The 23,917-nt window shown below is 61.0% G+C and carries 22 protein-coding genes, 1 pseudogene and 1 riboswitch; of the genes and pseudogenes, 11 read left to right on the forward strand and 12 right to left on the reverse strand.

Annotated features, from left to right (window positions below):
• Window positions 1-64: 64 nt before the first annotated feature.
• Both mexE and HW090_RS00830 read right to left on the reverse strand, forming a co-directional pair.
• Window positions 65-1,300: a multidrug efflux RND transporter periplasmic adaptor subunit MexE gene (gene mexE / locus HW090_RS00825; RefSeq protein ID WP_179111688.1), complete on the reverse strand. Its 1,236-nt coding sequence runs from the start codon at window positions 1,298-1,300 to the stop codon at window positions 65-67.
• Window positions 1,301-1,527: 227 nt separating this feature from the next.
• Complete coding sequence (locus tag HW090_RS00830) at window positions 1,528-2,442, reverse strand: LysR substrate-binding domain-containing protein (protein ID WP_256930705.1); 915 nt, start codon at window positions 2,440-2,442, stop codon at window positions 1,528-1,530.
• Between the two features lie 263 nt (window positions 2,443-2,705).
• Between HW090_RS00830 and HW090_RS00835 the strand changes: the two genes are divergently transcribed.
• Window positions 2,706-3,731, forward strand: a complete 1,026-nt coding sequence (locus HW090_RS00835) for a zinc-dependent alcohol dehydrogenase family protein (RefSeq protein WP_179111689.1) — start codon at window positions 2,706-2,708, stop codon at window positions 3,729-3,731.
• On the opposite strand, the gene HW090_RS00840 is transcribed toward HW090_RS00835, so the two are convergent.
• Window positions 3,726-4,454, reverse strand: a complete 729-nt coding sequence (locus tag HW090_RS00840) for a cobalt-precorrin-6A reductase (protein WP_179111690.1) — start codon at window positions 4,452-4,454, stop codon at window positions 3,726-3,728. The genes HW090_RS00835 and HW090_RS00840 overlap by 6 nt on opposite strands.
• Window positions 4,451-5,653, reverse strand: a complete 1,203-nt coding sequence (gene cbiE, locus HW090_RS00845; protein ID WP_179111691.1) for a precorrin-6y C5,15-methyltransferase (decarboxylating) subunit CbiE — start codon at window positions 5,651-5,653, stop codon at window positions 4,451-4,453. Before cbiE ends, HW090_RS00840 begins: the two co-directional genes overlap by 4 nt.
• Before the next feature lie 55 nt (window positions 5,654-5,708).
• A riboswitch (cobalamin riboswitch) is annotated at window positions 5,709-5,899 on the forward strand.
• A gap of 151 nt (window positions 5,900-6,050) precedes the next feature.
• Between cbiE and cobG the strand changes: the two genes are divergently transcribed.
• Genes cobG through cobJ form a run of 4 tightly spaced genes read left to right on the forward strand, consistent with a single transcriptional unit; the run spans window position 6,051 to window position 10,339 of the window.
• Window positions 6,051-7,310, forward strand: coding sequence for a precorrin-3B synthase (gene cobG, locus HW090_RS00850; RefSeq protein WP_306299182.1), 1,260 nt, complete (start codon window positions 6,051-6,053; stop codon window positions 7,308-7,310).
• On the forward strand, window positions 7,303-7,929 hold the full coding sequence (locus tag HW090_RS00855; RefSeq protein WP_179111693.1) for a precorrin-8X methylmutase: 627 nt from the start codon (window positions 7,303-7,305) through the stop codon (window positions 7,927-7,929). The genes cobG and HW090_RS00855 overlap by 8 nt, the downstream gene beginning before the upstream one ends.
• Window positions 7,926-8,675, forward strand: a complete 750-nt coding sequence (locus HW090_RS00860; RefSeq protein WP_179111694.1) for a precorrin-2 C(20)-methyltransferase — start codon at window positions 7,926-7,928, stop codon at window positions 8,673-8,675. The genes HW090_RS00855 and HW090_RS00860 overlap by 4 nt, the downstream gene beginning before the upstream one ends.
• 2 nt (window positions 8,676-8,677) lie before the next feature.
• The gene (gene cobJ / locus HW090_RS00865) at window positions 8,678-10,339 is read left to right on the forward strand and encodes a precorrin-3B C(17)-methyltransferase (RefSeq protein WP_179111695.1); all 1,662 of its coding nucleotides are present in this window, start codon (window positions 8,678-8,680) and stop codon (window positions 10,337-10,339) included.
• A 35-nt stretch (window positions 10,340-10,374) separates the two neighbouring features.
• On the opposite strand, the gene cobF is transcribed toward cobJ, so the two are convergent.
• Window positions 10,375-11,136: a precorrin-6A synthase (deacetylating) gene (gene cobF, locus HW090_RS00870; protein WP_179111696.1), complete on the reverse strand. Its 762-nt coding sequence runs from the start codon at window positions 11,134-11,136 to the stop codon at window positions 10,375-10,377.
• Window positions 11,137-11,322: 186 nt separating this feature from the next.
• On the opposite strand from cobF, the gene HW090_RS00875 reads away from it, so the two are divergent.
• The 3 genes and pseudogenes from HW090_RS00875 to HW090_RS00885 form a co-directional block, all read left to right on the forward strand.
• Complete coding sequence (locus tag HW090_RS00875; protein ID WP_179111697.1) at window positions 11,323-11,733, forward strand: cobalamin biosynthesis protein; 411 nt, start codon at window positions 11,323-11,325, stop codon at window positions 11,731-11,733.
• Window positions 11,730-12,476, forward strand: a complete 747-nt coding sequence (cobM, locus tag HW090_RS00880; protein WP_179111698.1) for a precorrin-4 C(11)-methyltransferase — start codon at window positions 11,730-11,732, stop codon at window positions 12,474-12,476. Before HW090_RS00875 ends, cobM begins: the two co-directional genes overlap by 4 nt.
• 206 nt (window positions 12,477-12,682) lie before the next feature.
• A pseudogene (locus HW090_RS00885) lies at window positions 12,683-13,519 on the forward strand (site-specific integrase); the annotation flags it as partial.
• On the opposite strand, the gene HW090_RS00890 reads toward HW090_RS00885, so the two are convergent.
• The 7 genes from HW090_RS00890 to HW090_RS00920 form a co-directional block, all read right to left on the reverse strand.
• Window positions 13,517-14,047 (reverse strand): ATP-dependent endonuclease, encoded by a 531-nt coding sequence (locus HW090_RS00890; protein WP_256930707.1) that lies wholly within the window; start codon window positions 14,045-14,047, stop codon window positions 13,517-13,519. The pseudogene HW090_RS00885 and the gene HW090_RS00890 overlap by 3 nt on opposite strands.
• A 173-nt stretch (window positions 14,048-14,220) precedes the next feature.
• Window positions 14,221-14,637, reverse strand: a complete 417-nt coding sequence (locus HW090_RS00895) for a hypothetical protein (RefSeq protein WP_256930708.1) — start codon at window positions 14,635-14,637, stop codon at window positions 14,221-14,223.
• A 129-nt stretch (window positions 14,638-14,766) separates the two neighbouring features.
• Window positions 14,767-15,591, reverse strand: coding sequence for an ATPase (locus HW090_RS00900; RefSeq protein WP_179111699.1), 825 nt, complete (start codon window positions 15,589-15,591; stop codon window positions 14,767-14,769).
• 413 nt (window positions 15,592-16,004) lie between these two features.
• Window positions 16,005-16,562, reverse strand: coding sequence for a 3'-5' exonuclease (locus HW090_RS00905; RefSeq protein WP_179111700.1), 558 nt, complete (start codon window positions 16,560-16,562; stop codon window positions 16,005-16,007).
• A gap of 140 nt (window positions 16,563-16,702) precedes the next feature.
• A complete protein-coding gene (locus HW090_RS00910; protein WP_179111701.1) occupies window positions 16,703-17,599 on the reverse strand; it encodes an ATP-binding protein in 897 nt (298 codons plus the stop codon).
• Window positions 17,596-18,087 (reverse strand): hypothetical protein, encoded by a 492-nt coding sequence (locus HW090_RS00915; protein ID WP_179111702.1) that lies wholly within the window; start codon window positions 18,085-18,087, stop codon window positions 17,596-17,598. The genes HW090_RS00910 and HW090_RS00915 overlap by 4 nt, the downstream gene beginning before the upstream one ends.
• Window positions 18,084-19,028 carry a CBASS oligonucleotide cyclase gene (locus HW090_RS00920; RefSeq protein ID WP_179111703.1) on the reverse strand — a complete coding sequence of 315 codons (945 nt, stop codon included), beginning with the start codon at window positions 19,026-19,028 and terminating at the stop codon, window positions 18,084-18,086. Before HW090_RS00920 ends, HW090_RS00915 begins: the two co-directional genes overlap by 4 nt.
• Before the next feature lie 340 nt (window positions 19,029-19,368).
• On the opposite strand from HW090_RS00920, the gene HW090_RS00925 reads away from it, so the two are divergent.
• The 3 genes from HW090_RS00925 to HW090_RS00935 all read left to right on the forward strand — a co-directional run bounded on the left by HW090_RS00925 (window position 19,369) and on the right by HW090_RS00935 (window position 23,879).
• Window positions 19,369-20,187 (forward strand): WYL domain-containing protein, encoded by an 819-nt coding sequence (locus tag HW090_RS00925; protein ID WP_256930709.1) that lies wholly within the window; start codon window positions 19,369-19,371, stop codon window positions 20,185-20,187.
• Window positions 20,188-20,239: 52 nt separating this feature from the next.
• Window positions 20,240-21,766: a 5'-methylthioadenosine/S-adenosylhomocysteine nucleosidase gene (locus tag HW090_RS00930; protein ID WP_179111705.1), complete on the forward strand. Its 1,527-nt coding sequence runs from the start codon at window positions 20,240-20,242 to the stop codon at window positions 21,764-21,766.
• A gap of 739 nt (window positions 21,767-22,505) precedes the next feature.
• Window positions 22,506-23,879, forward strand: coding sequence for a sodium:alanine symporter family protein (locus HW090_RS00935; RefSeq protein WP_179111706.1), 1,374 nt, complete (start codon window positions 22,506-22,508; stop codon window positions 23,877-23,879).
• Window positions 23,880-23,917: the final 38 nt, after the last annotated feature.

A 23,917-nucleotide genomic window follows, 5' to 3' on the forward strand; every position in this document is an offset into this window, starting at 1 on the left:
GCTCTGGCACGCATGGCGCACCCTACGGTCGGGGTAGGGCGTGTCGTGCGCACCAGGCGTCTTGTCAGCCGCGTGGAGAGCGGGCGTTGCTTTCGATGGCCAGGCGTGCGGCCTGGCTACTGTCGGCGCCCTGTTGCAGGCGCGTCAGCTGGGCCAGAGTGTTTTCATCGGCCATGGGCACCGCGAGCGGGTCGACGATGGCACCGGGCATGGCGCGTTGCAGGCCGTTGACGACGATCTTTTCGCCCTTGCTCAGGCCCTGGCGCACGATGCGCAGGCCTTCCAGCTTCGGCCCCAGTTCGATGGCGCGGTAGGCCACGCTGTTGTCTTCGCCCAGCACCAGCACGAATTTCTTGCCCAGGTCGGTGCCGACTGCTTCGTCCTTGATCAGGGTCGCCGTATAAGGGCGGCTGCCGACCAGCTTGAGCCGGGCGTAGAGGCCGGGTGTGAAGCGATTGTCGGCATTGTCGAAGACGGCGCGGCCACGAATGGTGCCGGTGCGCGGATTGACCTGGTTATCGAGAAAGTCCAGTTGCCCCAGATGCGGGTGACCTTCCTCGTTCGACAACCCCAGATAGACCGGCCCAGGGCCGCGGGCATCGGTGCCGCCCTGCTGCGCCAGTTCCTGATACTTGAGGAAGGCCCGTTCGTCCGCGTCGAAGTAGGCGTAGACCTTGTCGGTGCTGACCACGGACGTGAGCAGGCTTTCGCCGGCGCTGACCAGGTTGCCTTCGGTGATTTCCGCACGGCTGGCGCGGCCGTCGATGGGAGAGGTGATACGGGTGAAGCCAAGGTTCAGGCGTGCATTTTCCAGTTCGGCCTGGATCGCCGCGACCTGGGCCTGGGCTTCGGCCGCGGCACTGCTGCGGGCTTCGGCCAGTTCGGCGGAGATGGCGTTGTTCTGCCGCAGGCGCTCGCCACGGCGGGCTTCGCTACTGGCACGGGAAAGGCTGGCGCGGGCTTGTTGCAACTGGGCTTCGAAGCGTCGGACTTCAGCCTGGAAGGGGCGCGGGTCGATCTGGAACAGCAGGTCGCCTTTCTTCACCAGGCTGCCTTCGGCGAAGGCAACGCGGTCGATATAGCCAGAGACGCGTGGGCGTACCTCGACCGATTGCGGCGCCTCCAGGCGCCCGGTGAACTCGTCCCACTCGCTGATGGGTTGTTCGATGACCGTTGCCACGCTGACCTTCGGCGCGGGCATCTGTGCCTGATTATTCTCGGCCTGGCCGCAGGCGCTGAGCACCAGTGCGGCGGCCAGTGCCAGGGGGAACATCCGGGTATTTTTCAGGGGCTGTTGCATAGACGACTCCGCCAGTCGGATTTGTGGATGGGCGGAGTCTGCGGCGTGCATGGAAGGTCGACGAATCGAATGCCGCGAAGATAACTATCATTCGGAATGATTATTTGCAGGCTTATATCGATTTGGAACGAGGGTGAAAGTGGTCCCGCGAGGTAGGGTGCGCCATGTGTTCACCTGAGCAACAAACGGGTATCCCTATTCTTGGTGCGCACGGCGCACCCTACAGATCAAAGGGTGTCCGGGTCGCCGCAGAACATCTGGATGCGCGAGCGCAGCCAGCGTTCCGCCGGGTCGTTGTCCTGAGCGCCGCGCCAGGCCATGTGCAATTCGCACCAGGGGGTTTCCAGGGGCAGCGCCTCGGCGCGCAGGCCGCCGGCGGCTGTCAGGGCCGCGGCCGTGTAGTCAGGCACATTGGCGACGATATCGGTCCCCGCGAGCAGGCTGGCCAGACCGTTGAACTGGGGCACCGCCAGCACGACCTGGCGGCTGCGACCCATACGTTGCAGTTCACCTTCGATACAGTCGGTCAGGTCACCGGCATAGGAGACGATGGCGTGCGGGCGCGTGCAGAAGTCGTCCAGGCTCAACGCGCCAGGGACGGCGTCGGCGCGCAGCAGACGGGCCTTGCTGCGCCGCAGCAGCTTGCGCTTGGCGTTGGCGGGCAGTTCTTCTGTGTAGGAAATCCCGACGGAAATTTCCCCGGAGGCCAGCAGGCCGGGCATCAGCAGGTAATTGGTCCGGCGCACCACCAGGACCACACCCGGAGCCTCGGCGCGCAGGCGGCGAAGCAGGGCAGGCAGCAGGGCGAACTCCACATCGTCGGACATGCCGACACGGAACACCGCGTTGCTGGTGGCCGGATCGAAGTCGGCGGCACGACTGACCGCCGTGGAGATCGAATCCAGCGCGGGCGAGAGCAGGGCGAATATTTCCTGAGCGCGGGGCGTCGGTTCCATGCTGCGGCCGTTGCGCACGAACAGCGGATCGTCGAACAGGCCGCGCAGCCGTGCCAACGCCGCGCTGATGGCCGGCTGGCCGAGGAACAGTTTCTCCGCCGAACGGGTCACACTGCGTTCGTGCATCAGGGTCTCGAAGACGATCAGCAGGTTCAGGTCCAGGCGGCGCAGGTCGTTGCGATTCATCCGGTCACCGTTCGAGGAAAGCAGCCTTGTCAGCACCGACTGGCAAATGAGCGCGTGGCTGCCATGCGCCCTTTGGTGCGCACCGCGCACCCTGCGGGCATGTGCAGGTCCAGCCGGGGCCGGGAATAGTACGGGCACTGAGCACAGGATTGGAAGGTGGCCTATCACTGCCAGGCATGACGACTATCGACACTGCCGGGTGGCGCCGGCCATGAACAGCGGATAGAGTCCGCACCATTCGCGATCGGAGCTCGAGGTAAGCGATGTCCCGCATGATGCGTTTTCACAGATTCGGCGACGCCGAGGTGCTGCAGTACGAGGAAGTCCCGACGCCCGTACCCGGCCCTGGCGAGGTGCTGGTGCGTGTTCAGGCCGTCGGCCTGAGCTGGAAGGACGTGCTCTGGCGACAGAATCTGGCGTCTGAAGAGGCTCGTCTTCCCGCCGGCATGGGTTTCGAGCTGGCCGGTGTCGTGGAGCGTGTGGGCGAGGGCGTCGAAGGCTTCGAGGTGGGTGCGCCGGTGGCGGGATTTCCTGCCAGCACGCCGAATCGCTACCCGACCTGGGGCGACCTGATGGTGATGCCCGTGCACGCCTTGACGCGCTATCCGCAGTCCCTCAGCCCCGAGGCCGCCAGCGTGCACTACACGGCGCTGCTGTTCGGCTATCTCGCTCTGGTCGAACTGGCGCACTTACAGCCGGGGCAGCATGTCCTGATCACCGAAGCCAGCCACTGTATCGCGCCACAGACCGTGCAACTCGCCAAGGTGCTGGGCGCCAGGGTCATCGCCTCCACCCGCTCCCCGGATGACCGCGAGTTCCTGCGCAGCCTGGGGGCTGAGAAGGTGGTGGTGACCGAGGAGCAGGACCTGGTGCTGGAAGTCGAGCGCCACACCGGCGGCAAGGGTGTGGAGATCATTCTCGACCAATGCGCCGGCCCGCAGATGAAGCTGCTGGGCGATATTGCCGCGCCGCGCGGCAAGTTGATCCTGTATGGCGTCAACGGCGGCAACGACACGGCATTTCCCGCCTGCGAGGCGTTCAAGAAGCACTTGCAGTTCTACCGCCACTGCATACTGGATTTCACCGGGCATCCGGAACTGGGCATCGAGCCCAACAGCGAGGCGGTGCAGCGCGCCTTGCACCATATCAATCAGTTGACCGCCGAGGGGCTGCTCACCCCGGTGATCGACCGGGTGTTCGCCTTCGAAGACTTCCTCGAAGCAAACCACTACATGGAAACCTGCCCGAACCGGGGGCGCGTGGCACTGGTGATGCCAGAAGGCTCATGAACCACGGATGCTGATCGGCAGGCTTTGGTAGAGCGCTTCCATCTCCTCGAATACCCGTGCGACGTCCGGCAGGTCTGGGCGTTGCAGCATCAACACCGGTATCCCCAGCTCCCGGGCAACCTGCAGCTTGGCCTCGGTGGCCTGGCCGCCGCTGTTCTTGCTCACCAGTACATCGAAGCGCCGGGCCTTGAACAGCTCGCGCTCCTGCTCCAGTTCGAACGGGCCACGGCTGGCGATGATATGGGCACGAGGATGCGGCGCCTGCGGCGTCAACTGGCGGATGGTCCAGAACTGTCCAGCGGGAATCGTCTGCAGATACTCCAGCGGTTCGCGGCCCAGGGTGAAGAACGGCCGATGGAACGGTGCCAGGGCCGAGCAAAGCGACGACCAATTCGTGACATCCCGCCAATCGTCGCCTGGCCCAGGCCGCCAGCCAGGGCGCCGCAACGCCCAGCACGGAATGCCGCACTGGCGTGCGGCGAGGGCAGCGTTATGACTGATGCGGGCGGCATAGGGGTGGGTGACGTCGAGCAGCAGCTCGATGGCCTTATCGTGAAGAAAGCGCGCCAGCCCCTCGGCACCGCCGAAACCGCCAACCCGTACCCGGCAAGCCAGGTCTCCTGGCACCTTGCCCAGGCCAGCGAGGCTGTAGATCGCCGTGGCAGGCAAGCGTCGAGCCAGGCGCAGGGCATCACCGACACCACCGAGCAGCAGGATGTTCATGGCTTGAACAGGTGCAACAGGGTGATGGGCAACGCCTGGCGCCAGGTGTCGAAATTGCCCAGCGGACGCGCCTGGGCAATCTCCATGCGCAGCAACTCGCCGCCGTGGCGCTGGCGCCAGTCGATCAGTAGTGCCTCGCTTTGCAGAGTCACGGCATTGGCCACCAAGCGTCCGCCAGGCTTGAGTGCCTGCCAGCACTGTTCCAGAGTGCCCGGTGCGGTCAGGCCGCCGCCGATGAAGATGGCATCAGGTGTCTCCAGTCCCTCCAGCGCCGCCGGTGCCTCCCCGGCAACCAGGTGGAGACCCGGCACGCCCAGGGCATCGCGATTATGACGAATAAAGGCCTGACGCCCCTCGTCGGCCTCTACCGCAATGGCACGGCAACTCGGGTGACTGCGCATCCATTCGATACCGATGGAGCCACTGCCGGCACCGATGTCCCAGAGCAGTTCGCCGGGGCAGGGCGCCAGGCGGGCCAGGGTGACGGCACGGATATCGCGCTTGGTCAGTTGCCCGTCGTGGCGGAAGGCCTCGTCGGGCAGGCCGCCGCTGACTGGCAAGCGTGGCGTGTCGTCTTCACAGCGGCACTCCAGGGCGATCAGGTTGAGTGCCGCGATTTCGGCGAACGGCCAGTCCTGCGCCAGGCCATCCAGGCGCCGCTCCAGGCTACCGCCCAGATGCTCCAGTACGCTCAGTCGGCTCTGGCCGAAACCGCGCTCGCACAGCAAGCGGGCGACCTGGGCCGGGCTGTGGCCATCCTGGCTGAGGATCAGCAGCCGGCGACCTGGATGCAGGTACAGATTGAGGGCCGCCAGTGGCCGGGCGACCAGCGACAGGATCGGGGTTTCCTGCAACGGCCAGCCCAGCCGGGCGGCGGCCAGGGACACTGAGGACGGCGCGGGCAGGATATGCATTTCCTCTTGCGGCAACTGGCGGGAGAGGGTGGCACCGATGCCGTACAGCATCGGGTCGCCACTGGCCAGCAGGCATACCGGCTCGCCCCGGCGGCGCAGCAAGGGTTGCAGGTCGAAGGGCGTCGGCCAGGGCTCGCGCGGGGCCTGGATGCAGGCGGGCAGCAGTTCGAGCTGGCGTGGCGCGCCGACGATCCTTTTCGCCTGCAACAGGGCATGGCGAGCCGCCTTGCCCAGGCCGGCGTAGCCGTCCTCGCCAATTCCCACTACCGTCAGCCACCTGCCCATGCGTGCTCCGTTCATCTGCTGGATTACCCGTGTTGCGGCCTCGGGTAAAGCCGTCATAATACCGCTTTTCGCCGGTGCCCCAGGGCCGGGAGTGCGATGCGCTCCCCAGGGAACACGGATAGAACCGTGGCTGCCCCCGCAACTGTAAGCAGCGAGTCGAACCACATGAGCCACTGGGCAACCGGGAAGGCGTGGTGCGGCCTTGACCTGCCAGCCAGGAAACCTGCCGACGAAATCATGCGCGTGTGCCGACATCGGGCGGGGTGTACCGATGCCAATGGACGTCCTTCGACGCCTCGGTCCGGTCACCGCGATTGCCCATTGCGAGTGCCCGTTGAGTTTTTCTCCTTCCGCTTCCAATCCTCGTCGCTCCGCCTGCCCTGGGCTGGAACGTATCGTGCCAGCGCTGGATGGCGGTATCTGCCGGATCAAGCTGGCCTGCGGGCGGATGTCGAGCGAGCAGGCCCGCCAGGTTGCGGCAGCGGCAGAAGCCTGCGGGGAAGGCGTGCTGGAGCTGACCAATCGCAGCAACCTGCAACTGCGCAGCATACGCCCCGAGCATGAACCTGAACTGATCCGCCGCCTGCTGGAGGCTGGCCTCGGGCCACGCCAGGCCGGTGCCGACGATGTGCGCAACCTGCTGGTCAGCCCTGCCGCCGGGCTCGATCCGCAGGCCATCCTCGATGTGCGGCCCCAGGCCGAACGCCTGCTGACGCTGTTGCAGGACACACCGGCATTCCATGCCCTTTCGCCGAAGTTCGCCCTGCAACTCGATGGCGGCGAAGCGCTGGCCGCCATCGACCACCCGCACGATATCTGGCTCGCAGCCTTGCCCGGTGGCGAGCGTCTCGCGCTGGGGCTGGCCGGTTGCCCGTGGCAGGCGCCCGTGCTGGAGGTCAGTGTGGCGTCGGCAACGGAACTGGTGGCGTGCCTGTTGGAGGCTTTTCTGCGACTGGCCCAGCCCGGCGAAAGCCGTATGCGGCACCTGCTGGCGCGCCTGCCTGTGGCCGCGTTTCTCGCGGCGCTGGATCAACCTCCGGCATTTTCCCTGGGATCGTCGGCCAGGCGCTCGATTCGGCCCGTCGCGCCACGTCCGGGCAGTTATCCGCAACGTCAGGCCGGGCTGGCCATGTGCCTGGCTGGCGCACCACTGGGGCGCCTGCACGCGACGCAATGGCGTGCATTGGCCGAGATCGCCGAAGACGAGGGAACCGGCTGGCTGCACCTCACCCCCTGGCAGGGCGTGTTGCTGCCGGGCGTGAAGCTGGAGCGCGTCGAATTGGTCCAGGCACGCCTGCACGCTATCGGCCTGCTGACCGAGGACTCGGACCCTTTGCTGCGGCTGACGGCCTGTAGCGGCTCGGCGGGATGTGGTAGGGGGTTGGCCGACACCAAGTCCGATGCGCTACGTCTGGCTGGCCTGCTGCCCACCACTGGAGGCACCTCGGGCATTCATCTGAGCGGCTGCCCACGCAGTTGTGCGGCGGCCCATGTCGCCCCCTATACCTTACTGGCGCAAACGCCAGGGCATTACTCACTCTACCGGCGGACGCAGGATGCGGCCGGTTTCGGCCAGTTGCTGGCCACTTCGATAGGCATAGACGAGGCTGCCGCATGGCTGGCCGCATCCGACGATCAGGACTCCCTGCATGATTGACTATATTCGCGACGGCCAGGCCATTTACCGCCAGTCGTTCGCCACCATTCGCGCCGAAGCCGACCTGTCCGGCATCCCCGTAGATCTGGAAAAACTCGCGGTCCGGGTCATCCATGCCTGCGGCATGGTCGACGTGGTGCACGACCTGCGCTTTTCCCCCGGTGCGGGGGCCATCGGCCGCGCCGCCCTGGCGGAGGGGGCCTCGATCCTCTGCGATGCTCGAATGGTGGCCGAAGGCATTACCCGTGCCCGGCTACCGGCGCACAACGAAGTGATCTGCACCCTGAACCAGGCCGATGTGCCGCAACTGGCCGAACGCCATGGCAATACCCGCTCGGCGGTGGCCCTGGAGCACTGGCGTCCACACCTCGAGGGTAGCGTGGTGGTGATCGGCAACGCGCCGACGGCGCTGTTCTACCTGCTGGAAATGCTCGATGCCGGTGCGCCGCGCCCGGCCCTGGTCATCGGCATGCCGGTGGGCTTCGTCGGCGCCGCCGAATCCAAGGCGCTGTTGGCGCTGGACAGCCGAGGCGTGCCTTTCGTCACCGTGCTCGGCCGCCGTGGCGGCAGTGCCATGGCCGCCGCCGCCGTCAACGCACTGGCCACGGAGCGCGAATGATGACGGGCAAAGGGCGGCTGCTGGGTATCGGCGTCGGGCCGGGCGACCCTGAACTGATTACGCTCAAGGCACTGCGCCTCCTGCGCACGGCGCCGGTGATCGGCCATTTCGTCGCCCGCGCCAAGGCGGAGAAGGGGCAGGGTGGCAACGCCTTCGGCATCATCGAGGCGCACCTGCAGCCCGAGCAGGTACGCCTGCCGCTGGTCTACCCGGTGACCACCGAAAAGCTCGATCCTCCGCAGACCTACGAAGGGATCATCAGCGACTTCTACGACGGTTGCGCCGTGCATATCGCCGGACACCTGGACGCAGGGCGCGACGTGGCGGTGATCTGCGAAGGCGACCCGTTCTTCTTCGGCTCCTATATGTACCTGCACGACCGACTGGCCGGACGTTACGAGGCGGAAGTGGTGCCCGGTGTCTGCTCCATGCTTGGCTGCGCCTCGGTGCTCGGGACGCCGCTGGTCTATCGCAACCAGAGCCTCTCGGTACTCTCCGGGGTGCTGCCCGAGGAGGAGCTGGAGCAGCGCCTGGCACTGGCCGAGGCGGCGGTGGTGATGAAGCTTGGGCGTAACTTCGACAAGGTACGCCGGGTGCTGCGCCGCCTGGGACTGGCGGAGCGTGCGCACTATGTCGAGCGGGCAACCATGGCGGCGCAGCGCATCCTGCCACTGGACGAGGTGGACCCAATGTCGTCGCCGTATTTTTCGATGATCGTCGTCCCTGGCCTGAAGTGGAGCGCCTGAGCATGCCATCGACTATCGCTCCCGCCCTGATTGTCCTGGGCGCCAGCGCCGTGCCCACCGCGCGGCGTATCCAGGCGCGCTATCCCGAGGCACGGCTGTTCGGCTTGCGCGGCCGTGTCGACGAGGCCGAGTACGGCTACGACAATTTTGGCGAGACATTGCGCGAGCTGTACCGGGCCGGTACACCGATCATCGCCCTGTGCGCGGCGGGTATCGTTGTCCGCAGCCTGGCGTCGGTGCTGGAAGAGAAGGGCGAAGAGCCGCCGGTACTGGCCCTGGCCGAGGACGGTAGCGCAGTGGTGCCGTTGCTCGGAGGCCTGGCGGGTGTCAATGAGATGGCCAAGGCGCTGGCCGCGCACCTGGGCGTCACACCAGCGATCACCACCAGTGGCGAGCTGCGCTTCGGCACCTGCCTGCTGAACCCGCCGCGGGGTTATGTGCTGGCCGATCTGCAGCAAGGCAAGCAGCTGGTCAGCGATTTGCTCGCCGGAGCGCGCCTGCGTGTCGAAGGCGAAGCGCCCTGGCTCGACGGCAAGCGCTTGCCATTGGCCAAGGATGGCGAACGCCTGTTGCGTGTCGCGCCGCAGTTGCCTGGTGTGGAGGAGGGCTTGGCGATTTATCCGCAGGTGACTTTGCTGCTGTGCCGTACAGCGTCGCTCAACCAGGCCGATGTCCAGCAGGCGCTGCAGGATGCTGGCCTGGCCCCTCAGTCCCTGGCGGCGCTGCTGTGGGAAGGGATTGCGGGCAGTCATCCAGCACTGGAAGAGCTGGCGAAGTCGCTGGGCGTGCCGTTGCGCTTCCTCGACTCTACGGCCTCCTTACCCATGCCCGCCTGGCAGAGTGAGCAGCTGAGCCTGCACTTGGTTGCAGCTCCTGCACTGGCCACGGTCCATGGCCAGCCCAGAGGCCGCCTGCACGTGGTCGGTCTCGGCCCGGGAGCCGCAGGGCTGTTGGCACCGGATGTCCGGCAGGCGCTGGACGAAGCCGAGGACGTGCTTGGTTATGAAACCTACGTGAAGATGGCCGGACCATTCCGCGCAGGGCAATGCCTGCATGCCAGCGATAACCGCGAAGAGTTGCAACGCGCTGCCCATGCCTTCGAGCTGGCGGCCAGCGGCCGGCGCGTGGTGATGGTGTCGTCCGGCGACCCCGGTGTCTTCGCCATGGCGGCGGCGGTGCTGGAGGCACTGGAAGCCTCGGATGATCCTCGCTGGCAGGGCGTCGAGCTGCGCATCCTGCCGGGAATCAGCGCCGCCATGGCCGCCGCGGCGCTGGCAGGCGCCCCGCTGGGGCATGACTTCTGCCTGATTTCGCTGTCGGACAACCTCAAACCCTGGGCCATCATCGCAAAGCGTCTGCGACATGCGGCAGAGGCAGACCTGGCCATGGCCTTCTACAACCCGATTTCGCGTGCACGCCCCTGGCAGTTGGGGAGGGCGCTGGAGCTGCTGCGCGAGCATCGGGAGGACTCAACCGAGGTGGTACTCGCCCGTGACGTGGGCCGCCCGGCTGAACGCCTGACACTGACCACCCTGGGCGAGCTGCGGATCGAGCAGGTGGACATGCGCACCCTGGTGATCATCGGCTCCAGCCAGACCCGGCGTTTTGCCCGCACCGATGGCGGCGCCTGGGTCTATACCCCGCGCAGCTACCCGAACACGTAGGGTGCGCCATGCGCACCGGCACCCTGACGCTCGGATTATGGACGCTTGCGTAACAGATAGCTGTCCATGATCCAGCCATGGCGTTCGCGCAGTTCGGCACGGGTCTCGCGGATACGCTCCGCCACCTCATCCAGCGGGCCGGCGATCAGCGTTTCATCGGCGCTGCCGACGTAGGCACCCCAGTAGATTGTCAGGTTCTGGCCGGTGAAGTGGCGATAAGTGTCCTGGGCATCCAGCATCACCAGGACACTGTCCATGCCCTCTGGCCAGCCCTGTTCGGCCAGGCGCCGGGCCGGGGTCACCTGGAAGGCCCGCCCGATGCCGTTGAAGCAGACCCGATGCCGCGCGGCGAGGGCTTGCAGGCTGCTGATACCCGGAATCACCTGGTAGTCGATGGCATGCCGTCCCTCTGCGGCGATGGCTTCGATGATGCGGATCGTACTGTCGTACAGCGCCGGATCGCCCCAGACCAGAAATGCGCCGCATTCACCGTCTTGCAGCTGTTCGCCGATCATCCACTCGAAGACTCCGCGCTTGTCGCGGTTGAGGTCTTCGACCGCGCCCCGGTAGTCAGGCACGTCGCGCACGCGCTCAGGGCAATCCGCTTCGATAAAGCGGTAGTCACGGCCTTCGATGACCTGTTCGCACAGGTAGCGACGATGATCGATCAGAGAACCCTTGGCGGTGCCTTTGTCCATCAGGAAGAAGGCATCGGCACGGTTCATGGCCTTGATCGCCTGCACCGTCAGGTGGTCCGGGTCACCGGCTCCGATGCCGATGATCAGTATCTGCTTCACGCTGCCTCCACTGCTGTATGAGGGTGCGCCACGCGCACCGGCAAATAACGCACTATCACCCACGGCCCGGGCGGATAGCCGCGGCGGAAGGGTACGTAGGCGGGAGGGCGAGGGCAAGCCTGTGATGGTTGACTTGCTGGCAGGTGCGTGGTGTCCTGCCGCGCCCGTTTTATGGCCGAGGAATGCATGGGAGTTGAACGTATCGTAGCCGGCTTCGGCTGCCGACGCGGCTGTACTGCCGACGAGCTGTCGACGTTACTGAATGCCGCATTGCTGGAGCAGGGCTTGGCTGGCAAACGTCTCGACGGCCTGGCGTCCAGCGAGCGCAAGCGTGACGAGCCTGGCCTGGCCCAGTTGGCACAAGGGTTGGGTTTGGATGTGGTGTTCATCAACGACGAGTGTCTGCAAGCCCAGGCTGCCGGGTTGAGCGAGGTTTCGCCGGTCGCACGCCGGGAGTTTGCCCTCGATGGCGTTGCCGAAGCGGCGGCGCTGGTCCTGGCCGGACGGCTCGGCCGACACCCGGCAAGACTCTTGATGCGCAAGCGCCGCAGTGCCAATGCGACGCTGGCGCTGGCCATTTCCCAGGAGGAAGCATGACGGTCTATTTTATCGGCGCAGGTCCCGGCGACCCTGAGCTGATCACGGTCAAGGGCCAGCGGCTGATCCGCCAATGCCCGGTGATTCTCTATGCCGGTTCACTGGTGCCAGAGGCCGTGCTGCGAGGCAACAGTGCCGAACGGGTGGTGAACACCGCAGAACTGACGCTGGAAGCGATCATCGACCTGCTGCAAGAAGCCCATGGGCAGGGAAGGGATGTCGCGCGCGTGCACTCTGGCGATCCATCCCTGTACGGCGCCATTGGCGAGCAGATCCATCATTTGCGAGCACTGGGGATTCCCTTCGAGATCATTCCGGGCGTGACCGCCACCTCAGCCTGTGCGGCGTTACTGGAAGCCGAACTGACCCTGCCAGGTATTTCCCAGACATTGATCCTGACACGCTACGGCGCACGCTCACCGATGCCGGATGGCGAATCCCTCGGCGAGTTGGCCAGGCACCGGGCGACCCTGGCGATCCACCTGGGCGTCAGGCATATAGAGCGGATCGTCGCCGAGTTGCTGCCGCACTATGGCGCTGATTGCCCAGTGGCAGTCGTCTATCGCGCCAGTTGGCCGGACCAGCAAGTGTTGAGCGGGACACTGGAAGACATTGCCAGGCAGGTTCGCTCGCAGGAACTCGAACGGACAGCGCTGATCCTCGTCGGCCGTGTGCTGTGCGCTGAAGATATTCAGCCATCGACACTCTACAGCGCATCCCATGGGCATCTGTTCAGACGTTAGCGTGTTGTGGACGGAGGGTTCAGGTATGTGCCATATCCTTCATACATAAGTTCGCATAATAAATATTATGTTAAATCAGGTGCTATGTCAGATATGTTCATGAGCAGATTAAGGCACTGATTAGACAAAGACGCTTCTGGCGTCCACTCTCTCAACAGGCCATGTCCTTCGTGTTCATGGTGAACCGTTGAATGAGGTGGCTGCCGATGAAGCTGATCCAGTGCCGTTTCTCTTCAGGTCAGCGTGTACCGCTACTCGTGCAAGCTGGTAACGCAGCGCCGTTGCCCAAACTCATTCCATTCATCTACGTCCAACTCAAACTCAGACACCGCGCTTACAACACGGCTGCGGCGCATCTACGCGCGATTCAGGCTTTTTATAGCTATGCCGAAGGTCGAAACCTAGATATCGATGAAGCCATCTTGGCCTGCCACTTTGAAGCGATTCTGGCGTTACTGGACGGTTACGCCATCTGGCTCCAAAGCGGCCGTCAGGCGGATAATCTTGTCGCCCGAATTGGAATAGCTAAAACGGCATCTTTTCCGCAGATCGATCCACGCACCCGTGACCAGTACCTGCGGCTGTTGAAGCAGTACCTGTCCTGGTGTGTCACCCGATACATCCCGCGCGCCCGTCAGAGCTCAACCACCCAGGCTAACATCGATGTGGTATTTGCAGATGTTGCCGAAGTCATTGAACGACGCTTTGAGAGCCATATCATCAATGTTCGTCCCGACCACGCTCGTTACCGCAGTCTGACAGATACCCAACTCGAGATCATTCGCACACTGATTCGCCCAGGCGCTGCGGAGAATCCGTTTCCGGAACGATTGCAGTTGCGCAATTGGCTAATGATCGAATTGCTGCTGGAAACCGGTATCCGTCGCGGAGAGCTTCTGAAGCTCTACACCACAGATATCAACCAGGGTTCTCAGCATGCCTATGTCAGTATCAATGACCGCGAACATGATCCAGGTGATCCGCGCGCTGAAGAGCCTGCGCTGAAAACACACGGAAGGACAGTAGGTATCTCCGCACAGTTACGGGCCTTCCCCGTGCTCCCCAGAGCGAACTGAGATATCGGCCCATTTACGAGTTGGGGCAGATGCCACGACACGGCGCGCAGACCAGTGGACGTAAAGTCTTTTAACACCGTCTTTGAAGGTCACGTACTCAGCGAAAGCACCAAGCTCAGCGGTGCTCAGCCCCTCCAGAGTGCATGTAAGGGTGATGGTCTCTGCTTGGCTACCGTCTCTGGCGATGTGGAAGTCCTCGATCTGTAGTCGAAGGTACTCAGCATCTCGGGTTTGCAGGACGTAGCGGATCGCATCGATGACGGCAGTTTTACCCGCGTCGTTTTCACCAACGAGAGCGGTGACACCCTCGTTGAAGTGGATATTCAGCGCATGACCACCATGGCCGAACTGACGGAAATTTTCGATTTTCAAAGCTGAAAGGAACAAAGCGATACCCTCACCTGATTCAGAGGGTTGCCAGCCTGGCCGACACTTTCCCTCCCTGGATGTGCTGGCTATATGCCATGAAAAACCTGTGTGAGCTACTCGATTCATCGACGAGTTGCTTCAAGTCTCCGTCAGGTAGCCTGAGCACTGCGTCCAACAGCGGGCGAATTGCGTGCGTGGGTGCCGACATAGTGCGGCCGAAAAAATTTGGGTACCGCACGCCCCGCCAACATGAATGCCTCAGGCGGCTCTCCGTGGATATGCACTGAGAGTGCGGTATCTCAATGTGGCGCCGCTTTGCTATTACCGGGCATGGGATTTGCCAGTCGCGATTCAAACTGCAGGCTGTGTTCCATTTTGCGCCAGCCCATCGTTAATTCGGACGAGGCTTCAGTCTCTTCGACAAAATAGGGGTCGTCCTCAGCATCAAGAAGCGTCTGATTGGCACCCAGCATGCGCTCCAGCACGTCGTACAGACTTTCGCCGACTGGAGGATAACCGTGATGAATTACTGAGCCCGGCTGCTGGATAGGTCGGAACGAGGCTTGGATTGCCGTATCGCACAGCTCTACCAACTCTTCCATGTCCATGACAGGAAGCTCTCGGTCACAGTAATCGCATTCGCCGATATCATTGTCTGAGGCCTGATCCCGCAGATAGGCCTCGGTGAGGCAATCGGTACACACCAGCTGACTCATCACGTGTGTTCCTTGACTGTTTCACACGATATATCCCTGCAGCCAGGCAAAAGCCACTCTCTATCCTCAGCTTATGCCGAGCGGATCGTGCCCATGCAAGTTGTTATATGCGTCCATCTCGACTGGGGCTCAGCTTTTCAAAGGCCCAAGGTCAATCGCCAGGCAGCGAAGGTCGGTGACCTCTGCAATCATGGTGTCGCTGGCCTCGTGATAGGCGAAAGTGCCGAGGAAGTAAAACGTGAAGTACCTTACCACTCGGGCCTGATCGAGAAGTTCATTCACATAGCGCCTCGATCGGTGCTGAGTCATGACCTCATCGGAGACCTGGAGAAAGGCTTCCTTATCCGCGACCTTGTCGAAGAACCTGAATACGAAGCCAGACCCTTCTCTTCGTTCGATCCTCCCGCCACCGCTGTAGACGTATCCTGCGGTATCAGGTTTGGCCCAAGCCACCTTCTTGAAGTACGAACGCAGCGGTATCTCGCCTCGCCCTGTCACGTTGATGGTTACTTCAGGAAACAGATCTTTGAGGGCCTCGCGTGTGTCGTGGTAATAATCCACCAGCTCTCGAAGATCACCGCTCCGGTGCTTCCGGTCGGTTCGGGTACCTTCTGCGTCACCGTCGCCACGTTGACGATTGGGCCCTGCCTCGTCCTCGTTACCTGGGACGGCTTGAGGTGGACGGACTACCGGTTGTTCTGGCTGCGTCGGGGGAACAAATATATCGATGACCGAGGTGAGTTGGCGTTTAGCTAGGCGGGTGCGTGTCTGTAACTCTGTTTCTCCTGGCAGCGGTGCATCGCTACTCTCGTCCTCATCGGGCAGCACCCACTCGCACTCTGCATGATGGGCATAGTGCTCGTTGTCTTTGTAGTGGGGAGATTTGACGCGCGCTGTGTCGGTTGGGTGGATGTCGTAATTGACGGCTGTGATCTTAGGCACCACCTTGAGCATCCTGCATTCCGGTGATGAGCACTGGAACAGAAAACGGCTGCGTGGTTGGTTTTGATTGAAGTAGGCCTGGCGTGCACCGCCAATGGTTAATTCCTCTCCCAGTTCTACACAATACGCCCGGGTGATCCTTCTCTTCGTTCGCATCTACAGCCTCAACGCAAAATCTGGAGACTAACGCGCCGGGTGTGGAGCGCCAAGCCCTGGGATAGAGCTATTAGCTAAGACCTTTGTCGAACTATGCTCCATTGTGAATGACGGTCGTAGACCAAGGGTTTGGCCAGATGCAGGCCTGTGATGACGCTGGGGATGGTGTCGCGGTGAAACCCAAGCGCCGTCTCGCATAAGGCTTGAGCCTGCGCGCTCGGCAACCTCTCAGCATCCCTGATCTCGGGAGTTCCTCACCGAGAGATTTGTTAGACTCTTCCAATCATCAGCTTTTCACGAATCAAGTTGAACAACTCTGCCTGATAAACGGCGTCGTCAAGGGCGTCGTGGTTGCCCGAACTTTTCGGGTTAACAACCTTCTCAATCTCGCTGGATCGCGTCGACTTCCAAGTGCAGTCGGCAGCACCGAAGTACATCGACTTGATGTCGAGTGCTGCGATGCCGAAGGGATTTTCTCCCAAAAACAGATGGAAGTAGTAATTCACGAAGCTCCAGTCGAAGGAAGCGTTGAACCCTACGAACACCACTGTTTGGTCGGCATGAGCTACTGACTCCACCCATGCCTTGAACTGCGCCATCGCCTCGCTAGGCTCCAGGCCCTCTTCACGAAGCTTCTCCAGTGACAAACCTGTGACCTCAAGGGCTGCAGGCACAAACTCTTGAGATATAGGCTTCAGCAAGCAAGAGAACTGCTCCGCCGGATTCGCCGCCAGGCACGCGCCGATCGACAGCATGCTGTACTTGCCAGGGATCGGGCCCGATGCCTCAATGTCGACAGAGACGTAAATTTCTTTTTCGGCTTTCATAACTACTCCGTTTGAGCTGTTGTCTGGATGGCAACCGCGACTACCACTACCAGACACCAAGCCCTTGGAAAGATCACTCCGTCAGTCGGTGAAGAGTGTTAGCAGAGCCCCTCCTCCGACCCAATCAAACGATCTGCCGCTTACTTGTCTTCCATGACCGGGGATGGCTTCATCGCCAGAATCGAGTCGGTCAGATCCTTGAAGCTCAGCGGACGATCAGGGAAGGCTTTGGCCATCGCCGTAGGGTACAAGCGAGTCCGAATATCGGAGTAAGTCCATGCTGGCTGCCCATTGCGCTCACCAGTAACAGAGGCCAAATCTGTCAGTTGCTTGTCCGTGAGCCCCATACCTGCCAGATCCATGCTGAACAGCTCTTTCCGCTCAGCAACATCGGGACGGGTGAACTCTTCAACGATGGCTGCACGGCGACGAAGTGCTGCGTCCAGGACGGAAAGACGGTTGGTGCACAGGATCACCACGATGCGGCCACCGTACTTACGGAGCTCATCCACGCCCTGAATCAAAGTGTTCACAGCCACCTTATCTTCGTGGTGGCTTTGGCTCTGCGAGCGAGAAGCTGCGATCGAATCGCCCTCATCAATGATGAGAATCGCCCGGCGCTTTTTGCCAGCAGCTTCGACAACTTCTGCGAATGCCTGGGTCAGCAGCGTGCCCATCTCGCCGACCTTACCGGAGCCACGAACGCGGTTGCTCAGCTTGAACAACACCGAATCTTCAGCGCGAGAATCACGGACGATGCGGTTAGCGATGCACTCCGCTGTCGCCGTTTTCCCGGTGCCGACGTCCCCGTGGAAGATCACAAGAGGATACTGGTCGGCAACTAGATTGCAGATCGGTAGCACGCTTTTATGGTGCACCTTGCTCCACTCGGACAACTGGCCCTGGTTCAACAGCAGTTGGAGTTGGTTTTGCACGCGCTCGTAGCGGCCGCTGAAGCCGAGCAACACCTTCTCGCGCTCAGTCAGCTGGGCTTCCGGCAATTCAATTGCAGAGTCAAATACGCTGTTGTTGCTCATCGGGTGTAGTCCTTCCGTTCCATGCCGTAGCCGTTGCTGGAGTATTCGCGACCACCGCTCTGAGTGAGCTGGGAGTGGCTGATGTCGTCGTAAGAGGTCGTCCAGTTGATTTTCAACTTGCCAGCCATTTTGTCCCGAGCTTGCTGGGTATAACTGTCGTTGTAGGACAGAACGATCCGCAGGTGCGGGTTCGACACTTTGGGCCAGCGCGCATCACCAGGACGCTGGTTGGCCAGGGAGCCGGACTCGTTCACGTAGTACCGTGTCGCCTTCTGTTCGACCCCATTGCTCAGCAGGGTAAGATCTGCGAACTTCAGATACCCGTTTTTGGCCAGCAGCTCGATGTCATAGGCCCATTCCTTGGCCTTGACTTCAGTCACTGCTTCGCTACTGGAGGCGATCATCAAGAGGTCGGCAGTGATCCGGCGCACGACTGCTTCAATGTCAGTGGTGGTGTACGTTGTCGTTTGCGTGGCGCTGTAGGTCATGCTGCATCCTCGACTTTAAAGCCCTTGCCGAACAGTTCTTTCCAGATCTCGAAGTCGTCTTCCACCGATGCGAAATGAGCGGTTTCCCAGGACTCTTCTGCGAGCTGGACGATCTCTTTGCACTCGTCCGCGGTGATGCGGCTGGCGACGTTGTTGGTGTCACAGACCGGATCAATGATCACGACCGTATCGGAGAATTCGGGCACATTGCCGTTCTCGGGGAACTTGATGACTTCCTTGAGCCCCGACTCAGCGATGTAGAGGAGGAAGTCACGGAAACGCTTCTCTAGCGATCCTTCCTTTCCGTTCACTTCAAGCACATGAGCCATGATGAGCTCGATGTGGAAGGACTTGAGAGGCACCTCTTTCCAGGTACGCCACCGCTTGGCCATCCGCACCAAGGTACGGAAGTCCGGATCTTCATCTTTGCGATCCTTCACGAACTTCACTTGGCACGGCGCGCAGGTTTCAGTCTTCGAGCCATCGATACGGTCGAACTGCCAGCCGTAGCCTTCCTTGTTCGGGTTCTCGATGACCGGAACGATGTCGACCTCCAGCCCGGTACCTACGAAGGTGACCTTGGCTGCCTTGCGCTGGATTTCGAAGTCTTCGACAGACTTGTTCGGGTACAGTTTGACCAGCGCGTCGTAGATTTTCTGGCTAAGGGTCGCGAAGGTCTCTTCATCCACCTTCTGGCCGCTGATGTAGAAAACCACGTCCACGTCGGCTGGGTTCTGAGCATTGGGGCGCAAGATGGTGTGCTTGGCAAAAGAGCCGGCCTTTACCACCTTCTTGATGGTGATTTTGTCCTGCTTCTTCAGGCTGTCCTTCAGCGCTGCAATCAGTCGGTCGACCTGGGCGTTGTAGGTCTCCCGTTTGTCCTTCGGTAGGCGCAGCACGTTACTGTCGTAATACCTGATCTGAGTGTTGGTGAGTGGCATGGGCCATCCCCTCCTAAAAGTGTTGTGTTAGTCGCAAAGCATCCCTACCAGCAGCTACACCACATGCCGACGGATGAGATGGCGCGGCGGCTCGAGCACCAGGCCCGAATCGCCTTTACGGCTCGCTGCACTTCAACCCTCTCCGAACCATCTAAAGAATCCGTCCGGGAAATTGCGAACTGCAGCCCGCTAGCGTAGTATTACTATACGCATAGTTTTTATATTCAGTCTAGTTTTTATACGCTATCGAGGTTTGATCATGACAAACGAGTCCAAACCCACAGACGACCAACCCACCAGCAAGGGACGGCAAGGTGCACGTTGGGGCCAGGAACGTCGGTTGGAATTCATCGACTATCGACTGCGGTGGGATGGTCAGATCAACCGAAGCAGCCTCACTGACTTCTTCGGGATCTCTGTACCCCAGGCGTCCCTGGATATCACCGAGTACGCAAAACTCGCCGAAAGCAACCTTGAATACGACACCCGGGCCAGGGTCTACCGGGCGACCGATTCGTTTAAGGCTGTCTTCCCCTCCAGCGCAGTTGAGCGGTACCTGGAAGATCTGCTTCGCGTCGCCGTGCAGTCAGAGGTTCCCTATGGCAGCTTCCTGAACTGGCAATCCCCTGTCGCTGCTGTACCCAAGCTGGGTCGTCGCCTGAACGCGGACATCGTTGGGGAAATCCTCCGCGCGATTCGCGAGAAGGAATATGTCGAGGTCTTCTACCAGTCCATGAACGACCCTATAGGTGGGGAGCGGCGGCTGTCTCCCCACGCGTTGGTGCATGACGGGAACCGCTGGCACGTCCGGGCCTACTGCTACAAACGTAAGGACTTCCGGGACTTTTCTCTGACCCGTATCAAGCACTGCAAATATGGTGGTCAAGATCGCGACCGGGCTGATGAGGACTACGCCTGGCACGCGATAGTGGACGTGGTTCTCATCCCTCACCCAGGCCTCACACCCGCCCAGCGCAATTTGATCGAGGCCGACTTCCTGATGGAGAACGGTGAGATGCACGTCAAATGCCGGCAAGCCCTCCTCCTGTACCTCCTGTTCCAGCTCAACCTGAATGACGATCAGGCTGACCAGAGGCCCGAAGTCATCCAGCTCGCCCTCAAGAACAAGAATGAGATCAAGGCGCTGTTCCAGTATTGACCCCTAGAGAAATCAGCCAACACTCAACACCTCAGCTACCGGAATTGTCACGATGGCAAAGCTTGAAAATGAATTCATTCTGATTGCGGGCAGCATCTCCAAGAAGACAGAGAAGGCCTCGATCGATCTCGCGCACGACTTCACTCGCGCGTTAACCAAGAGCGTCTTGGCGGCTCAGGGCGGACTCGTTGTCTACCTAGCAGGTCAGCCAGTCAATGAAAGCGGCGATGCATTGACCTTCGATTGGACGGTGGCCTACGAGGCTGAGAAGCTGTTGGCTGAGTACGCCCCAGCTCATCAGTTGAAGATCGTCACCTCGCAGCTGGCCATGCAGGAAAAAATGACCCTTGAACAACGGACATTGATCCGCCGTCTTGCCGCCGAGGACTATGCACAAATCGTCTACATCGAAGACGACCTGGTCACCGGCGGGAACATTGGTGATGAGCAAGTTGAGGTGGCCACGGCAATGATTGCCCTAGGCGGTGGCAAGGGCGTATCCGACCGAGCTCGCAAACTTCGCAAACGTAAGCTTCCAGTTCTGCCGTTTGACCTGCAGCTTGGGGGTTTCAGCGAAGATGGCGAGGGGGCGCTCGGCCTTCGCGCCAATTTCTTCAAGGATCCTTCCGCGATGTTCTTCTTCACCGGCGAGCAGGTGAAAGGACGTCTGGACAGCATGTCCCTACAGGAGCCTCTGTACAGCCTGGACAAGCTGGCAGACCTTTCGGTTGGACTTTTCCAGGCAGAAATCGAGGCCAAGGAGGCGGCACACTCTCCAGATCTCCTAGTCATCACGGCTATCGCCATTGAGCTCGCCGCCGCGAAAAAAGTGTTCGGTATTGGCGAGGATGTACCTGCACGCTACTCCAAAAATGGCATTCATTTCTGGCCCGTAACCATCCAGCGAGCGGACGGCCCTCTCTCATGTGTCGTTGCCTCTCTTGGCAACGCTGGCAACGTCAACGCAAGCGCCGTCACTACCCTTCTGTTGTCAGAGCTGAACCCCAAGAAAGTGCTGATGATGGGGATCGCGGGCGGACGTCGTAAAAAGCTCAGCCTCGGCGAAGTCATTCTATCCGAACGCGTCGTGTACTACGAAGGTGGGGCAGCACACGCTGGGGGCCAGATTGCGCTTCGGCCAGAAATGCAACGTCCAGGACTTTCCACCCAGCAAGATCTCAATGCTTATTTTGCAACCGCGTCGTTGCCTGACCGCCTGCAAGAGCGCGCCGAGAAGCTGGGCTTCGCGATCCCGGTAGAGTCCCAGGCTGGGGAAGTTGCAGCGAAGCTCATGGTGTCGCCGGCAACAATCGCCTCAGGCGAATTGCTCATTCGTGATCCAGAAGTTTTCGAAGGCTTCCAAAGCATTCACGAAAAAGCACTGGTAGCTGAGATGGAGGCCTATGGCGTATTCGACGCCTGCGAAAAGCAGAACGTGCCCATCTTGGTTGTCCGCGGAATCAGCGATTACGGCGACACTACCAAGGACAACACCTTTCACAAAGTGGCGTCTGAGGCTGCAGCCATCGTGACCCTCGATTACGCCACGCACGGATGGACTCGCAAACCGGCTCTCTGAATCATCGTCTCTCGTTGAGGTAAGCGCCCCGAGGTCATGGCGCTGTCTCCATAAAGGGCTAACTGCTCCACCGGAATTGTCGGAGTAAATACGGAGGCATGAACGTGACTGAAGAGCATCCCTCATCCCCTGAATTGGAACCGTCAGCGGTTGGGGCAGCGAGGCTAAGAACTGGTTCGATGAACATAAATCGATGAACAATCGATTTATGTTCTAGAGTCCCTGAGTGAGCAGTTTCGAGGCCCGTGAGCTTCTTATGAACATCTGACATCGCCCACTTGTTAAATATTGTATTTGCAAGCCTATCCCCAACCAGCAGTCACTCTGCTTGAACACCGCCGTCCCTCGCTTTACCGCGCCGGGTTACAGACGGTGACACCGGCTGCACAAATATGGTGCGTACTACTCGACTCGTTCTGTCTGGTGGCTAAACATCTGTGGTTTTCCCTCTACGAAGTGCTTGTTTTTCTATCTGTTTTTTCCAAAGTGGCGATAGACTTGGCCGTCAAACCGCACAATGGCAGGTCAATTCACTCCATTTCGACGAATTGGCGAGTCTTCGGGCCGCAGATCGTGCCAAAAAACGTTTAAACATCCACGTAATAGACTGATTTCAAAGGACTTAAAGGATAGTTGACGGTGTCTTGGCGTCATTGCACCGCAGTCGCCACGGTTGGCATGCATGCTGCCAGTGAATCGACGTTTCCTATCCAAGACCGGAACTCACAAGGACTCATCAATGGAACAACTGCTCGCGATACTTTCGGCGATAAACTCGTTTATCTGGGGGCCTTTCCTCCTCATTCCCCTCCTCCTCCTGACCGGCCTCTACCTGACGATTCGTCTGCGTGGGCTGCAGTTCCGCGTGCTCGGGCATGCATTCTGGCTGGCGTTCGTCAAGCGCTCGGAGAAAGGTGACGTTCCCGGAGACGTCTCCCACTACCAGGCACTCGCGACCGCTCTCGCCGCTACGGTCGGTGTCGGCAATATCGCAGGGGTTGCCACGGCGATTGGAATCGGTGGCCCGGGGGCATTGTTCTGGATGTGGATGACCGGGCTGGTCGGCATGGCCACCAAGTACTCTGAAGCACTACTTGGGGTGAAATACAGGGTCACCGACGCCAAGGGCGAGCAAAGTGGCGGTCCGATGTACTACCTGACCCATGGTGTAGGCGGTACCTTCGGCAAGTCACTGGGCATTGCCTTTGCCATATTCGGCGTACTGGCGTCTTTTGGGATCGGCAACATGGTGCAAGCCAATACGGCCGCGCACCAGTTGTATGAGACCTGGAACATTTCCCCTACGGTCAGCGGCCTGTTCATATCGATCTGTACGGCAGTCGTGATCGTCGGAGGTATCAAGAGCATCGGGCGTTTCGCCGCAGGTGTCGTGCCGCTGATGATCGTGCTCTATATCATCAGCAATATTGCAGTGCTGGTTGTTTTCGCGGATCGACTGCCAGACGCCATCACCCTGGTTTTCACTGATGCATTCAGCGGTAGTGCGGCGGCTGGCGGCTTCCTCGGATCGAGCATCATCCTGGCCGTGCAGATGGGCGTCGCACGAGGCATTTTCTCCAACGAGTCGGGCCTTGGAACCGGCGCCATCGCGGCGGCAGCAGCCAAAACGGACAAACCTGTGCGCCAGGCCATGGTCTCCATGACGCAGACCTTCCTCGATACGCTGGTCATGGTCACGCTGACGGCCTTCGCCATCATCGTCACAGGTGCCTGGACCCAGGAAGGCCTCAAAGGCGCACCCATGACGGCATGGGCTCTGGAGCAAGGGCTTGGTGGCGGCTGGGGCGTCTATACGGTGACCATCGGTGTACTGGTCTATGCCTACACCACCATCCTCGGTTGGTCCTACTACGGCGAGCGTTGCATGGAGCGGCTCTGGGGCCGTGTGGCGGTGATGCCTTACCGACTGATCTTCTCGGTGGTGGTGTTCATCGGTGCGGTCACTTCCCTGGAAGTGGTGTGGACCTTCTCCGATATCGCCAACGGCCTGATGGCCCTGCCCAACCTGATCGGCCTGTTGCTGCTGTCGGGCGTGGTGGTCAAGGAGACACGCGACTACATGAGCCGCAAGAACTGGAAAACCGAAGACTGATGTAAGACACCATCGCCTCGGCCTGCGCCGGGGCGATG

This window comes from Pseudomonas sp. ABC1 (assembly GCF_013395055.1).
GTDB lineage: Bacteria > Pseudomonadota > Gammaproteobacteria > Pseudomonadales > Pseudomonadaceae > Stutzerimonas.